General features: G+C 64.8%; 11 protein-coding genes. 10 read left to right on the forward strand and 1 reads right to left on the reverse strand.

Translation table 11 applies throughout. The features are described 5' to 3' along the window. The first annotated feature begins 256 nt into the window (after positions 1-256). Entirely contained in the window at positions 257-1,489 is a 1,233-nt protein-coding gene (locus tag AC1Z3V_RS30430) for a LysR family transcriptional regulator (RefSeq protein WP_483503682.1), read from the forward strand. Positions 1,490-1,537: 48 nt separating this feature from the next. On the opposite strand, the gene AC1Z3V_RS30435 is transcribed toward AC1Z3V_RS30430, so the two are convergent. After that, positions 1,538-2,509, reverse strand: coding sequence for a GlxA family transcriptional regulator (locus AC1Z3V_RS30435; protein ID WP_483503684.1), 972 nt, complete (start codon positions 2,507-2,509; stop codon positions 1,538-1,540). Between the two features lie 108 nt (positions 2,510-2,617). Between AC1Z3V_RS30435 and bcoG the strand changes: the two genes are divergently transcribed. The 9 genes from bcoG to AC1Z3V_RS30480 all read left to right on the forward strand — a co-directional run bounded on the left by bcoG (position 2,618) and on the right by AC1Z3V_RS30480 (position 14,934). Further along, positions 2,618-3,520: a 3-dehydrocarnitine:acetyl-CoA trimethylamine transferase BcoG gene (bcoG, locus tag AC1Z3V_RS30440; RefSeq protein ID WP_429806438.1), complete on the forward strand. Its 903-nt coding sequence runs from the start codon at positions 2,618-2,620 to the stop codon at positions 3,518-3,520. A gap of 184 nt (positions 3,521-3,704) precedes the next feature. After that, positions 3,705-5,198, forward strand: coding sequence for a carnitine 3-dehydrogenase (locus AC1Z3V_RS30445; RefSeq protein WP_483503686.1), 1,494 nt, complete (start codon positions 3,705-3,707; stop codon positions 5,196-5,198). 140 nt (positions 5,199-5,338) lie between these two features. Further along, on the forward strand, positions 5,339-6,499 hold the full coding sequence (locus AC1Z3V_RS30450; protein ID WP_483503688.1) for an acyl-CoA dehydrogenase family protein: 1,161 nt from the start codon (positions 5,339-5,341) through the stop codon (positions 6,497-6,499). Positions 6,500-6,562: 63 nt separating this feature from the next. After that, the gene (locus AC1Z3V_RS30455) at positions 6,563-8,620 is read left to right on the forward strand and encodes an acetate--CoA ligase family protein (RefSeq protein WP_483503690.1); all 2,058 of its coding nucleotides are present in this window, start codon (positions 6,563-6,565) and stop codon (positions 8,618-8,620) included. Between the two features lie 3 nt (positions 8,621-8,623). Continuing rightward, positions 8,624-9,406, forward strand: a complete 783-nt coding sequence (locus AC1Z3V_RS30460) for a carnitinyl-CoA dehydratase (RefSeq protein WP_483503692.1) — start codon at positions 8,624-8,626, stop codon at positions 9,404-9,406. A 378-nt stretch (positions 9,407-9,784) separates the two neighbouring features. Continuing rightward, complete coding sequence (locus AC1Z3V_RS30465; protein WP_483503694.1) at positions 9,785-11,374, forward strand: ABC transporter substrate-binding protein; 1,590 nt, start codon at positions 9,785-9,787, stop codon at positions 11,372-11,374. Continuing rightward, positions 11,371-12,486, forward strand: a complete 1,116-nt coding sequence (locus AC1Z3V_RS30470) for an ABC transporter permease (protein ID WP_429806428.1) — start codon at positions 11,371-11,373, stop codon at positions 12,484-12,486. The genes AC1Z3V_RS30465 and AC1Z3V_RS30470 overlap by 4 nt, the downstream gene beginning before the upstream one ends. Continuing rightward, the gene (locus AC1Z3V_RS30475) at positions 12,483-13,310 is read left to right on the forward strand and encodes an ABC transporter permease (protein ID WP_429806427.1); all 828 of its coding nucleotides are present in this window, start codon (positions 12,483-12,485) and stop codon (positions 13,308-13,310) included. Before AC1Z3V_RS30470 ends, AC1Z3V_RS30475 begins: the two co-directional genes overlap by 4 nt. Then, positions 13,303-14,934: an ABC transporter ATP-binding protein gene (locus AC1Z3V_RS30480; protein ID WP_483503697.1), complete on the forward strand. Its 1,632-nt coding sequence runs from the start codon at positions 13,303-13,305 to the stop codon at positions 14,932-14,934. The genes AC1Z3V_RS30475 and AC1Z3V_RS30480 overlap by 8 nt, the downstream gene beginning before the upstream one ends. Positions 14,935-14,938: the final 4 nt, after the last annotated feature.

A 14,938-nucleotide genomic window follows, 5' to 3' on the forward strand; every position in this document is an offset into this window, starting at 1 on the left:
GCGCGCCTCGACATCGAGGCTGCGCGCGGATGCCTGGATTTTCACGCAACCGCCGCTCGCAAGCGCCCGGCTGCTTCATGCATGCTATGCGCTTATCGCCCGCTCGTGCTATATCCCAAATCTCGAACGGGCGATGCCGAATCATGAACACAGCATCGGCGCATGCGGCTGCACGTGATCGATTCTAAAGGTAGAGCGGGATGCGGACCGAAAACCGCGCACAGATTTCCTCATCCCGCGCGAGAAGGACCATCGAATGGACCTGGCAACGATCGTAATCGTCGATGCGGTGCTTAGCGAAGGCGGCATTCGCGCCGCTGCCGCCCGCTGCAGCCGGGCACCCTCAAGCGTCAGCGCCGCGGTCAAGAGGTTCGAGCAGGCGCTCTCCATGCCGCTTTTCCGGCGGGAGGAGAGCGTAATCGTGCTGACGCTGGAGGCCCGCGCCCGCGCGCCTGCTGTCCGCGAGGCGACGGCGAAGATCGCCGTGATCCTCGATGCGGCGGGAAGAGAACCCGCCGACCCCGTGCCGCCGCTCGGCCTCGTCGCGCTCGACCGCTTCGTCCGGATCGCCCGCTCCGGCAGCATCCGCGCCACGGCAAAGGCGCTCGGCCTCGGCCAGCCGCAATTGACCCGGCAGATCGCCGATCTCGAACGCCACCTCGGCTGCCGCCTGTTCGAGCGCTCCCACAGCGGCATCCTCTGCACCGCAACTGCCGAGCGCATCATTCCACTCGTCGAGGCGCTGCTCGACATATGGGCGCGGCTGACGCACGCTTCCGCCGATCGCTTCCGCCGCGATGTCGCCACCTGGCGGCTCGGCGCCGTCATGCCGCTCGGGCCCGAAAGCGAGATCGCCCGCATGCTTGCGAGCCTGACCGCCAACTGGCACCGCACGCGCCCACGTCAGCCGCTGTTCATTTCCAGCACCACGGCCGACGACCTCCTTGCCGGCCTCCGCAGCCGGCGCTTCGATGCCGCCCTGCTCGATCTCGCCGAGATCCCCGCCGATTGCGACGGACGGCGGGTGTCGCAAACACCCTTGGTGCTCGCAGGCCCCGCCGCGGCGCTGTCCGATCTCGGCGGCGACATGCCGCGTCTGCTCGCCACCTGCCCGATTGCCGTGCCCAGCGCAAGGAGCGGCCTGCGCCGCGAGGCCGCCCGCTTTCTCGACGATACGCTCAGCGAGGCGGAGCGGCGGCGCATCACCCTCGTCGAGGTCGACTCCATCCCCGTTATCATCAACCTCGTCGGCGAGCACGGCTATCTCTCGGTACTGCCGGAATCCTCGCTTGCCCGCGTGCACCGCCCGCCCGCCATGATCCGGCTCGGCCCGGCCTACCGGCAGTCTCTGACACTCGTCTGGCCGCGTGGCACTTTTGCCGGCGAGATCGGCGAGTTGATGATTTCGATGATGCGAGCGCCGGCCCAGCCCTCGGAACGGCCGTCCTCGACGGAATCACTTTCCGACCTTTCCTCGCCAAACGCCTGAAACGAATCTGCAAATCACCCTTCTTGAATCATTTCATGAAGTGCGACCTCAAGTCTTCAGCTTCAGCCGTCTGCGGGTTTCGCTCGGGCTTTCGCGATAATGCGCCCGGTAGCTGCGCGAGAAGGAGGACGACGAGTTGAAGCCGGAAATCGCTGCGATATCGGCAAACTCCAGGCGAGTCTCGATCACCTTGCGCCGGGCGGCGTTGAGACGGAGCGCCAGGTAATGCTCGTGCGGCGCGACCCCCATCGTGTCGCGAAAGAGATCCTGCAAGTGGCGCGTGCTGACACCGATGCGGCGGGCGAGCCGCACCAGCGTCAACGGCGCCTCCACCGTTTCCTCCATCAGTTTCACGGCGGCGCCGACGCGCGGATCGAGGATACGCATGTTGCCGATCGCCGGCATCTGCAAGAGGTCGCCGCGGGTGCGCTCCTGCTCGTAGATGAAGAGCCGCGAGACCTCGAGTGCCAAGGAATAACCGTGCGCCCGGCGAATGAGCTCCAGCATCAGGTCAAGCGTCGGCAGCGAACCGCCGGTGGTGATCCGCTTGCCGTCGATGACGAAGCGCTCGCGCACCATCGTCACCTGCGGGTAAGCAGCGGTGAAATCCTCGAAATCCTCCCAGTGGGTGGTCGCCTTGAAATTGTCGAGCAGGCTGGTCTCCGCGAGCAGCCAGGACCCCGATTCGATGCCCGCCATCAGCTCCCGGTGCCGAGCGGTCTGCGAAAGCAGCATCTTCAGTTGCGAGGTGGCGCTGCGCCGCCAGTTGTAGCTCGACAGGATGAAGAGCGGCGAGGTTTCGCGCTGCGGCCGGAACATGCCCGAGACCGGAATGGGTATGCCGCTCTTCGTTTCGATCGGCGCGCCATCGGGACTATAGATCGTCCAGTCGTAGAGCGGCCGCCCGGCGATGCGGTTGGCGGCACGCATCGGCTCGATCACCGAGGCGACAAGGATCAGATTGGTCTCCGGCAGCACCAGGACATCGACGTGCTGCACCTGCGAAACGTTCCGATCCATACCCAAACTTCTCCACCTCGTCACCGATAATGTATAAGATGGAGCCGATAATGAAAAGCAGCGCCGCCTTTCTTGGCTCGTAATGGGCTCAATAAAAGGGAGACAGCAATGCCGCTCAGCATGAACCGCGAGGTATTCATCACCTGCGCCGTCACCGGCTCGGGAGACACCGTTTCAAAGTCCAGCCATGTTCCGATCACGCCGAAACAGATCGCCGAAGCGGCGGTCGAGGCGGCCAAGGCCGGCGCTGCCGTGGTCCATTGCCACGTCCGCGATCCGGAGACCGGAGCGCCTTCCCGCAGGCTCGATCTCTACAAGGAAGTGACCGACCGCATCCGCTCCGCCGATGTCGACATGGTACTGAACCTCACCGCCGGCATGGGCGGCGACCTCGTCTTCGGCAATGTCGAGAGCCCCTTCCCGGTCAACGAGAAGTTCACCGACATGGCCGGCGCCACCGAGCGCGTCGCCCATGTGGCGCAATGTCTGCCGGAAATCTGCACGCTCGACTGCGGCACCATGAACTTCTCGCTTGGCGATTACGTCATGACCAACACGCCGTCGATGCTGAGAGAAATGGCCCGCCAGATGACCGCGCTTGGCGTCCGCCCCGAGATCGAAGCGTTCGATACCGGCCACCTCTGGTTTGCCAAGCAGCTCGTCGAGGAAGGTCTGATCGAGGATCCGGTGCTGATCCAGCTCTGCATGGGTATTCCGTGGGGCGCGCCCGACGACCTCAACACCTTCATGGCCATGGTCAACAACGTGCCTGCCAACTGGACCTTCTCGGCCTTCTCCATCGGCCGCAACGCGCTTGCCTATCCGGCAGCGGCGATCCTTGCCGGCGGCAACGTCCGCGTCGGCCTCGAAGACAACCTCTATATCGGCAAGGGCCAGCTCGCGACCAACGGCCAGCTCGTCGAAAAGGCGGTCGGCGTCATCGAAGGCATGGGCGCCAAGATCATCGGCCCCGACGAAGTCCGCAAGAAGCTGAAGCTGACGAAGCGCTGAGTCGAGCTGGCAGTCCCGGAGAGTGCCCCTCATCCGCCTGCCGGCACCTTCTCCCCGCAAGTCTGGGAGAAGGCCGCAAGCCGAAGGGGCTCAGCCCCCTCTCCCCGCGGGCGGGGGGAAAGCTGGTTCTCGGGTTTAACCCGAGGAGAGGGGCAGTTTGCAATTTTAGAAGTCGAGGTGAGGAATGACCGAAATCAAGAGAGCAGCCTGCGTCGGCGGTGGCGTTATCGGCGGCGCCTGGGTGGCGCGCTTCGCGCTGGCGGGCATCGATGTGAAGATCTTCGATCCGCATCCGGAAGCCGAGCGCATCATCGGCGAGGTCATGGCGAATGCCGAGCGCGCCTATGCGATGTTGACCATGGCGCCGCTGCCGCCGAAGGGCAAACTGACCTTCTGCAAGAGCATCGAAGAAGCCGTTCAAGATGCTGACTGGATTCAGGAAAGCGTGCCGGAGCGGCTGGAGCTGAAGCGTGGCGTCATCACCAAGATCGATGCGGCGGCGCGCCCGGATGCATTGATCGGCTCGTCCACTTCGGGCCTGCTGCCCTCCGACCTGCAATCTGAGATGCACCACCCCGAGCGCATGTTCGTGGCGCACCCCTATAACCCGGTCTACCTGTTGCCGCTCGTCGAGCTCGTCGGCGGCAAGAAGACGACGAAGGCGACGATCGAGCGCGCCATGCAGGGCGTCGAGCAGATCGGCATGAAGGGCGTCGTCATCGCCAAGGAGATCGAGGCTTTCGTCGGCGACCGCCTGCTCGAAGCGCTCTGGCGCGAGGCGCTGTGGCTGATCCAGGACGACATCTGCGATACCGAGACGCTCGACAACGTCATGCGCTATTCCTTCGGCATGCGCTGGGCACAGATGGGCCTGTTCGAGACCTATCGCATCGCCGGCGGCGAAGCCGGCATGCGCCACTTCCTCGCCCAGTTCGGCCCCTGCCTCAAATGGCCGTGGACGAAGTTCACCGATGTCGTCGACCTCGACGACGCCCTGGTGGAAAAGATCGGCGCCCAGTCGGACGCACAGGCAGCCGGCCGCTCGATCCGCGAGCTCGAGCGCATCCGCGACGAAAACCTCGTCGGCATCATGCATGCGCTGAAAGCCGGCAATGGCGGCGAAGGCTGGGGCGCCGGCAAACTGCTTGCCGATTTCGAAGCCAGGCTCTGGGCCAACGCCAGGAAGCCGGAAGCCGATCTCGGCGACGTCAAGCCGCTACGTATCGTCGACACCAAGGTGAGTGCCGCCTGGGTCGACTACAACGGCCACATGACCGAGCATCGCTATCTTCAGGTCTTCGGCGACACGACCGACGGCCTGCTGCGCCTGATCGGCGTCGATCTCGACTATGTGCGCGACGGCCACAGCTACTACACCGTCGAGACCCATATCCGGAACCTCGGCGAGGCCAAGCTCGGCGACGCGCTCTATTCGACCTGCCAGGTGCTTTCCTCCGACGAGAAACGCCTGCACATCTTCTCGACGATCTACAATGCGCAGACCAACGAAGCCGTCGCGACCGCCGAACAGATGGCGCTGCATGTCGACAGCAAGGCCGGCAAGGCGGTGGCGGCGCCTGAGAAGGTGCTGAGCAAGCTCCGTGCGCTCACCGAAGCGCATGCGAAGCTGCCGGCTCCGGAAGGCGCCGGGCGCTTCGTCGGCCAGAAGCGCGCCTGACCGCAATACCGGCAGGCCATCAACAGGCAGCTTCGCCGTCCCGACGGCGCAGCCGCAAACCGCAGCCGAGGCCCGCTTGAGGAGGTGGGCCAAGGCTCCGGCACGGACGTCAGCGGCGCGAAAACGAGGGGAACAACACAATGAATTTCGCACTGACCGAAGAACAGCAGATGATCGTCGATACGGTCAGGAGCTTCGTCGAAGCGGAAATCTATCCGCATGAGGACGAGGTCGAGCGCACCGGCGTGGTGCCGCGCGAGCTCGGCCAGGAAATCGCCCGCAAGTGCAAGGAGATCGGTTTCTTCGGCTGCAATTTTCCGGAAGAAGTCGGCGGCGCCGGCTTGGACCACACCTCCTTCACGCTGGTCGAGCGCGAGCTCGGCCGCGGCTCCATGGGCCTCACGGTCTTCTTCGGCCGGCCCTCGGGCATTTTGATGGGATGCAATGCCGAACAGCGCGAGAAATATCTGATCCCGGCGGTCAAGGGCGAGAAGTTCGATGCGCTTGCCATGACCGAGCCGGATGCCGGCTCCGACGTGCGCGGCATGAAATGCTTCGCCCGAAAGGACGGCGACGACTGGATCGTCAACGGCACCAAGCACTTCATCAGCCATGCCGACATCGCCGACTTCGTTATCGTTTTCATCGCGACGGGCGAAGAGGACACGCCCCGCGGCCCGAAGAAGAAGATCACCTGCTTCCTCGTCGATCGCGGCACACCCGGCTTCGAGATCCGCAGGGGCTACAATTCGGTTTCCCATCGCGGCTACAACAACTGCATCCTGACCTTCGACGATTGCCGCCTGCCCTCCGCACAGATCCTCGGCGAGGTCCACAAGGGCTTCGACCTCGCCAACGACTGGCTCTATGCCACCCGCCTGACGGTTGCGGCGACCTCGGTCGGCCGGGCACGGCGCGCCTTCGACTATGCGTTGAACTACGCCGCCGAACGCAAGCAGTTCGGCAAGCCGATCGGCGCCAACCAGGGCGTTTCCTTCAAGCTCGCCGACATGATCACCGACATCGACGCCGCCGACCTGCTGACGCTTTCCGCCGCCTGGCGGCTCGACAACGGCCTGCCGTCGAACCGCGAGATCGCATCCGCCAAGGTCTTCGCCACCGAGATGCTCGCCCGCGTCACCGACGAGGCGATCCAGATCTTCGGCGGCATGGGCCTGATGGACGACCTGCCGCTCGCCCGCTTCTGGCGCGACGCCCGCGTCGAGCGCATCTGGGACGGCACCTCCGAAATCCAGCGCCACATCATCAGCCGCGATCTGCTCAGGCCGCTGGGAGCGTGACGGGATGAGGGTCGAAGTTCCGCAGCTTACCCCCCTCTGCCCCGCCATCGCGGGAGGCGCCGCATGACGCGCTCCCTCGACCGCCTGATCCGCCCGCTGACCATCGCCGTCTTCGGCGGCAAGGAAGCCCGGCGCGTCATCGAACAATGCGACAAGATGGGTTTTTCCGGCGAGATCTGGCCGGTGCACCCGCGCGAGGCCGAGATCCTCGGCCGCAAGTGCTACCGCTCCGTGGCGGAACTGCCCGCAGCGCCGGATGCCTCCTTCGTCGGCGTCAACCGGCAACTGACGATCGACATCATCCGCGATCTCGCCGCCCGCGGCGCCGGCGGCGCCGTCTGCTACGCCTCGGGCTTCCGCGAGGCGGCAAGTGAACTCGACGATGGCAGCGACTTGCAGGAGGCGCTGGTCGCCGCTGCCGGCGACATGCCGATTGTCGGGCCCAATTGCTACGGCTTCATCAACATGCTCGATGGCGCCCTGCTCTGGCCGGACCAGCATGGCATGCTGCGCGTCGAGAAGGGTGTCGCGATCCTGACGCAGTCCTCCAACATCGCCTGCAACATCTCGATGCAGACGCGCGGCCTGCCGCTCGCCTACGTCATGACCGCGGGCAACCAGGCGCAGACCGGCCTTTCCGACATCGCCTGCGCCGTGCTGGAAGACCCGCGCGTCACCGCCGTCGGCTTGCATATCGAAGGCTTCGACAGCGTCGCAGCACTCGAACGGCTGGCGACCCGGGCGCGCGAACTCGGCAAACCGGTCGTGACACTCAAGGTCGGCAAATCCGAAGCCGCCCAGCTTGCGACGGTATCGCACACCGCCTCGCTTGCCGGCAACGACCGCGTCTCCTCAGCTCTGCTTGCCCGTCTCGGCATCGGCCGCGTCGATACGTTGCCGGCGCTCCTGGAAACGTTGAAGCTGCTGCATGTCGCAGGGCCCCTCGACAGCCGCGACATCTCCTCGATGAGCTGCTCCGGCGGCGAGGCCTCGCTGATGGCGGACGCCGGCGAGCGCTACCGGGTGAACTACCGGGCGCTGCGCGACGAGCAGCGCAAGCCGCTCAAGGACGCGCTCGGCGAGATGGTGACGATCGCCAACCCGCTCGACTACCACACCTTCGTCTGGGGCAACCGCGAGAAGCAGGCGACCGCCTTTGCCGCCATGATGAAGGGCGGCTACGCGATCAACCTCGTTGTGCTCGATTTCCCGCGGCTCGACCGCTGCGACGCCGCCGACTGGGAAACCACCTGCCAAGCGGTGATCGAAGCGGCAAGAACGACCGGTGCCCGCGCCGGCATCGTCGCCAGCCTCGGCGAGAACATGCCAGAGGCGACGGCGCTTTTCCTGATGAAGGCGGGCATCGTGCCCTTCTTCGGTATCGAGGAGGCGCTGGATGCGATCGAGACGGCCGCCGACATCGGCGCCGCCTGGGCGAAACCCGCCTCGCCCCGCCTGCTCGATGGCAGCGGTGTCGCCGGCGGAGACGCGATCACGCTCAGCGAATATGAGGCCAAGGTGGAGCTTGCCGCTTCGGGTCTGAAGGTGCCGGAAGGCAGGACGGCCGCGACCGCCGAGGAGGCCGCTACGACTGCCGAGGCTCTTGGTTTCCCCGTCGTGCTCAAGGGCCTCGGCGTCGCCCACAAGACCGAGGCGGGCGCGGTGAAGCTCAACCTCGCAAGTCGCCAGGAGGTCCTTGCGGCGGCAACCGCCATGGCCGGTGTCGCCTCGGGCTACCTCGTCGAGAAGATGGTGGGCAAGCCCGTCGCCGAACTCATCATCGGCGCCATGCGCGACCCTGTCGCCGGTCCCGTACTGACGATCGGCGCCGGCGGCATCCTCGTGGAACTGCTCGATGATTCCGCCATCCTGACGCTGCCGACGACGCCTGAAGCGATCCGCGAGGCGATCGGCGGGCTCAGGATCCGCAAGCTCTTGGACGGCTATCGCGGCGGCCCGACCGCTGATTTCGCCGCCCTGACGGAGGCTGTCGCCGCAGCGGCATCCTATGTCGTTTCAAACGCCTCCAAGCTCGAAGAACTCGATATCAATCCATTGATGGTGTTGCCGAACGGCCAAGGCGCCGTGGCCGCCGACGCCCTGATCCGCCGGAGGAAATGACCCATGACCGGACCGATCCGTACACGCCGCGAAGGCGGCATTCTCGAAGTCACCATTGACCGGCCAAAGGCCAATGCCATCGACCTTGCGACCAGCCGGGTAATGGGCGAAATCTTCCGCGACTTCCGCGACGACGACACGTTGCGCGTCGCGATCATCACCGGGGCGGGAGAAAAATTCTTCTGCCCGGGATGGGACCTGAAGGCGGCCGCCGCCGGTGACGCGGTCGACGGCGATTATGGCGTCGGCGGTTTCGGCGGCATGCAGGAGCTGCGCGATCTCAACAAGCCGATCATTGCCGCCATAAACGGCATCTGCTGCGGCGGCGGCCTGGAGATCGCGCTGTCGACCGACATGATCCTTGCCGCCGAGCACGCGACCTTCGCGCTGCCCGAGATCCGCTCCGGCACCGTCGCCGATGCCGCATCGATCAAGCTGCCGAAGCGCATCCCCTACCACATCGCCATGGACATGCTTTTGACCGGCCGCTGGCTCGATGCGGCCGAGGCCAACCGATGGGGCTTCGTCAACGAGATCCTGCCATTGAGCAAGCTTATGGAACGCGCCTGGGAACTCGCCCGCCTGCTCGAAAGCGGACCGCCGCTGGTTTACGCCGCGATCAAGGAAGTGGTTCGCAACGCCGAAGGCGAGGCTTTCCAGACGACCATGAACAAGATCACCAAACGGCAGTTCAAGACGGTCGACATCCTCTATTCGAGCGAAGACCAGCTGGAAGGCGTGCGCGCCTTCGCCGAGAAACGCGACCCGGTCTGGAAGGGCCGCTAAAGGCGGATGAATGTGTGCGGTTTTCCGCCGCTTTGAACAGACGCCGCCAGGCATGGCGGCGCAGGCAACAGAGCCGGGCGACCGGCAGCATGACGTGGCAGGACGCGCGGACGAGACCGCGCGCTACGAAACACGTCTCCATAAGCCAAGTTTATGGAAATAAATTGTAATTTAGGGCGTTACAAGACGAGTTCCAGAGATTACGCTTATCGATCTGAACGAGGGACGCCCCTGGCCGAGGGAAGGAGAACAAGCCACCGAAAGAACAAGAAACGGCCGCTTTGGGCCGATCCGAAGCCATCGATACAATGGCTGTACGCAGCAATCTCTAACCAACCACAACGAACGGCGAATGCCGACAGAGAAGGGAACAGGGGAATGAGCGATTACAAGGATTACCTCACACGACAGGTCATGCTCGGCAAGATGAACCGGCGCGAGTTTCTCGGCCGCGCGGCTGCTGCCGGCATTCTCGCCTCGACGGCAGGCACGCTGTTTGCGACCAGCGCGGCGGCGCAGGAGCCGAAGCGCGGCGGCCACCTGAAACTCGGCCTCGAAGGTGCGGCTGCGACCGACTCGAAGGATCCGGCCAAGGCGCTTTCGCAATTCATGTTCGTCGTCGGCCGAAACTGGGGCGACATGCTGGTCGAAAGCCATCCGACGACCGGCGCGCCGGTGCCGGCTCTTGCCGAATCCTGGGAGCCGTCGGCCGACGCCTCGACCTGGACCTTCGCCATCCGCAAGGGCGTGAAGTTCCATGACGGCAAGGAACTGACGCTCGACGACGTCATCAAGACGCTGCAGCGCCACACCGACGCGAAGTCGGAGTCCGGCGCACTCGGCGTGATGAAGTCGATCAAGGAAATCAAGGCCGACGGCGACAAGCTGGTGCTGGTGCTGACGGAAGGCAATGCCGACCTGCCGCTGCTTCTTTCCGACTACCATCTCATCATCCAGCCGGGCGGCGGCTTCGACGCTCCCGATGCGATGATCGGCACCGGTCCCTACAAGGTGACGAGCTTCGAGGCCGGCGTTCGCGCCACCTTCGAGAAGAATGCCGACGACTGGCGCACCGACCGCGGCTACGTGGACTCGGTCGAACTGATCGCCATGAACGATGCAACCGCCCGTATCGCCGCCCTCTCCTCCGGTCAGGTGCACTACATCAACCGCGTCGACCCGAAGACCGTCAGCCTTCTGAAGAAGGCGCCGACGGTCGAGATTCTCAACACGTCCGGCCGCGGCCACTACGTGTTCATCATGCATTGCAACACCGCGCCCTTCGACAACAACGACCTGCGCATGGCGCTGAAATACGCGATGGACCGCGAAACCATGGTCCAGCGCATCCTCGGCGGCTACGGCAAGGTCGGCAACGACTTCCCGATCAACGACACCTATGCCCTCTTCCCGGAAGGCATCGAGCAGCGCGTCTACGATCCGGACAAGGCGGCCTTCCACTACAAGAAGTCCGGCCACAGCGGTCCGGTGCTGCTGCGCACCTCCGACGTCGCCTTCCCGGGCGCGGTCGATGCGGCCGTGCTCTACCAGGCAAGCGCCAAGAAGGCGGGCATCGAGATCGAGGTCAAGCGCGAGCCGGGCGACGGCTACTGGACGAACGTCTGGAACGTGCAGCCCTTCTCCACCTCCTACTGGGGCGGCCGCCCGACCCAGGACCAGATGTACTCCACCGCCTACCTTTCAACGGCCGACTGGAACGACACCCGCTTCAAGCGTCCGGATTTCGACAAGATCCTGCTCGAGGCCCGCTCGGAACTCGACGAGGCCAAGCGCAAGGACATGTACCGCACCATGGCGATGATGGTGCGTGACGAAGGCGGTCTGATCCTGCCGATGTTCAATGACTTCGTGAACGCCGCCACCAAGCAGGTGAAGGGCTATGTGCACGATATCGGCAACGACATGTCGAACGGCTATGTCGCGACCCGAGTGTGGCTGGACGCATGACGATGGAAAGCGGACCGCTCACTGGTCCGGTTCCGACGGATGGGACCGCGGATGCATCGCATCCGCGGCCTGCCGAACTTACCGGAGTACCAGCAAAACCCAAGCCTGCCGCCGATGGTGAAATCGCCGGCACCTTCTGGCGGCGCTTTACCTTCCGTCGCCCTCTCGCGGCGCTGATTCTGCAGCGCCTCGGCTTGAGCGTCGGCCTGCTCTTCGCCGTATCGCTGATGATCTTCGGCGGCATCGAGGCGCTTCCCGGCGACTTCGCCACCACCTATCTCGGCCAGTCGGCAACGCCGCAGGCGGTCGAAAACATCCGCAAGGACCTTGGCCTCGACAAGCCCTGGACCGAACGCTACGTCTCCTGGCTCGGCGGCGCCCTGCAGGGCGATTTCGGCACCTCCTGGGCGAGCAAGAACTCGGTCGGCGAACAGATCAGCAAGCGCCTCGGCAACTCGCTGTTCCTCGCTTTCTTTGCAGCACTCATCTCGGTGCCGCTCGCCGTCGGCCTCGGCATGCTGGCGGTACAGTTCCGCAACCGGCTGCCCGACAAGATCATCAACGTCATCTCGCTCGCGGCCATCTCTCTGCCGGAGTTCTTCGTCGGCTATCTGCTGATCATGTTCTTCGCCGTCAAATACGGCATCGCGACCTTCCCCGCGACCGTCTATGACAGCATGAGCTTCACCGAACGGCTTTCGGCGATCGCGCTTCCCGTCGCGACCCTCGTTCTCGTCGTGCTCGCCCACATGATGCGCATGACCCGGGCCGCGATCCTCAACGTCATGTCGTCGGCCTATGTCGAGACGGCGGAGTTGAAGGGTCTCGGCATGTTCCGCATTATCGCGCGGCACGCAGCCCCCAATGCGGTGGCGCCCGTCATCAACGTCATCGCGCTCAACCTCGCCTATCTTGTCGTCGGCGTGGTCGTGGTCGAAGTCGTCTTCGTCTATCCCGGCATGGGGCAATACATGGTGGATGCGGTGACCGTGCGCGACATGCCGGTCGTCCAGGCCTGCGGCCTGATCTTCGCGGCCTTCTACATCTTCCTCAACATGGCGGCCGACATTCTCGCCATCATCGCCAATCCGAGACTGAGGCACCCGCGATGAACCTGAGATCCATCCCCTTGAGCGCCTGGATCGGCATCGCCGGCATCGCGATTGCGATCTTCTGTGCCATCTTCGCACCGGTCATCGCCCCCTTCGGCGAGCGCGACGTGGTCGGCGACGTCTGGCTCCCCGCCGGCGGCGACTTCCTGCTCGGCACCGACAACCTCGGCCGCGACCTGCTTTCGCGTCTGATCTACGGCGCCCGCACCACCATCTTCGTGGCGCTGGCGGCAACCGTGCTCTCCTTCTCGCTGGGCATGCTTTTGAGCTTCACGGCGGCCGTCGTCGGCGGCTTCACCGACCAGCTCTTCTCCCGCTTCAACGACCTGATGATGGCGATCCCGACACTGATCTTCGCCCTCGTCGTTCTCGCCGTGCTGCCGCAGCATCTGTGGATCCTGATCCTCGTCATGGCGGTGCTCGACAGCACCCGCGTCTTCCGCATCGGCCGTGCCGTTGCGCTCGATGTCGCGGTCATGGAGTTCGTCGAGGCCGCGAGGCTGCGCGGCGAAGGCTCGCTCTGGATCATCTTCCGCGAGATCCTGCCGAACACGCTGTCGCCGCTCTTGGCCGAGTTCGGCCTGCGCTTCGCCTTCTCGATCCTGTTCCTCTCCACCCTCTCCTTCCTCGGCCTCGGCATCCAGCCGCCGGCCGCCGACTGGGGCGGCATGGTCAAGGACAACAAGGACGGCATCATCTTCGGCATCTCGGCGGCGCTGATCCCGGGGGCGGCGATCGCCACGCTCGCGATCTGCGTCAACCTCGTGGTCGACTGGCTGATGAAGAGAACCTCCAGCCTCAAGGGAGGACGCGGCGATGCCTGAGTTGCTCTCCGTCAAGAACCTCAAGATCGAAGCGACGAGCTACCCGCCGGGCGAACCGCCCAAGGTCGTCACCCTCGTCGAGGGCGTGTCCTTCGATGTCGAGAAGGGCAAGGTGCTCGGTCTCATCGGCGAATCTGGCGCCGGCAAGTCGACCATCGGCCTTTCGGCGCTCGCCTATGGCCGCGGCGGCGTGCGCATCACCGGCGGCCAGGTCCTGCTCGACGGCAAGGACATCCTGACGCTCGAAAAGAACGGCATCCGCTCGATCCGCGGCGCCCGTGTCTGCTATGTCGCGCAATCGGCAGCCGCCGCCTTCAACCCGGCCCACCGGCTCGGTGACCAGGTGATCGAGGCATCGCTCCGCCACGGCATCATGAGCCGCGAGGAAGCGAAGAAGCGGGCGCTCTATCTCTTCCGGGTGCTGGGCCTGCCCAATCCGGAAACCTTCGGCGACCGCTATCCGCACCAGGTCTCCGGCGGACAGCTCCAGCGTGCCATGACCGCCATGGCGCTCTGCCCCAATCCGGAGCTGATCGTCTTCGACGAACCGACGACCGCGCTCGACGTCACGACCCAGATCGACGTGCTGGCCGCGATCAAGCACGCGATCGAGGAGACGCATACGGCGGCGCTCTACATCACCCACGATCTCGCGGTGGTCGCCCAGATCTCCGACCACATCATGGTGCTGCGCCACGGCAAGACGGTGGAATACGGCACCACCAAGCAGGTGATCGAGGCACCGCGGGAAGACTATACCCGTGCGCTCGTCAGCGTCCGCCAGACCAAGCGCGACGAGGCAACCGACCAGACCGGGGCGCAGTTGAAGATCGAGAATATCAGCGCCGGCTATGCCAATGGCTTCAAGGTGCTGCACGATGTCTCCATGCACCTGCCGAAGGGGCAGACGCTGGCGATCGTCGGCGAAAGCGGCTCGGGCAAATCCACCCTTGCCCGCGTCATCACCGGCCTCTTGCCGCCGACCGAGGGGCGCATCTCCTTCGAGGGCAAGGAACTGCCGCGGGCCTTGAAGGGCCGCAGCAATGACGAGCTTCGGCGCATCCAGATGATCTACCAGATGGCCGACACGGCGATGAACCCGCGCCAGACGGTGCGCGACATCGTCGGCCGGCCGCTCTCCTTCTACTTCGGCATGCACGGCCAGAAGAAGACGGAGCGGGTCAAGGAACTGCTGGACCAGATCGAGATGGGCAGCCGCTTCCTCGATCGCTATCCGGCCGAACTTTCCGGCGGGCAGAAGCAGCGCGTGGCGATCGCACGCGCCCTGGCCGCCAAGCCGGAGCTGATCCTCTGCGACGAACCGACCTCGGCGCTCGACCCCCTGGTGGCCGAAGGCATCCTGAATCTGCTTTTGAAGCTTCAGGAGGAAACCGCTGTTTCCTATGTCTTTATCACCCATGACATCGCCATCGTCCGGGCGATCGCCGACAGCGTCGCGGTCATGCACCGCGGCCGCCTCGTGCGCTTCGGGCCGAAGTCGAAAGTGCTATCACCACCCTTCGACGACTATACCGACCTGCTTCTGAAGTCGGTTCCGGAAATGGAGATCGGCTGGCTGGAGCGCGTCCTGAAGACGCGAAGGATGGAAAGCGCCGGAAACTGACGCG

The organism is Ensifer sp. 38_S197, assembly GCF_056924495.1.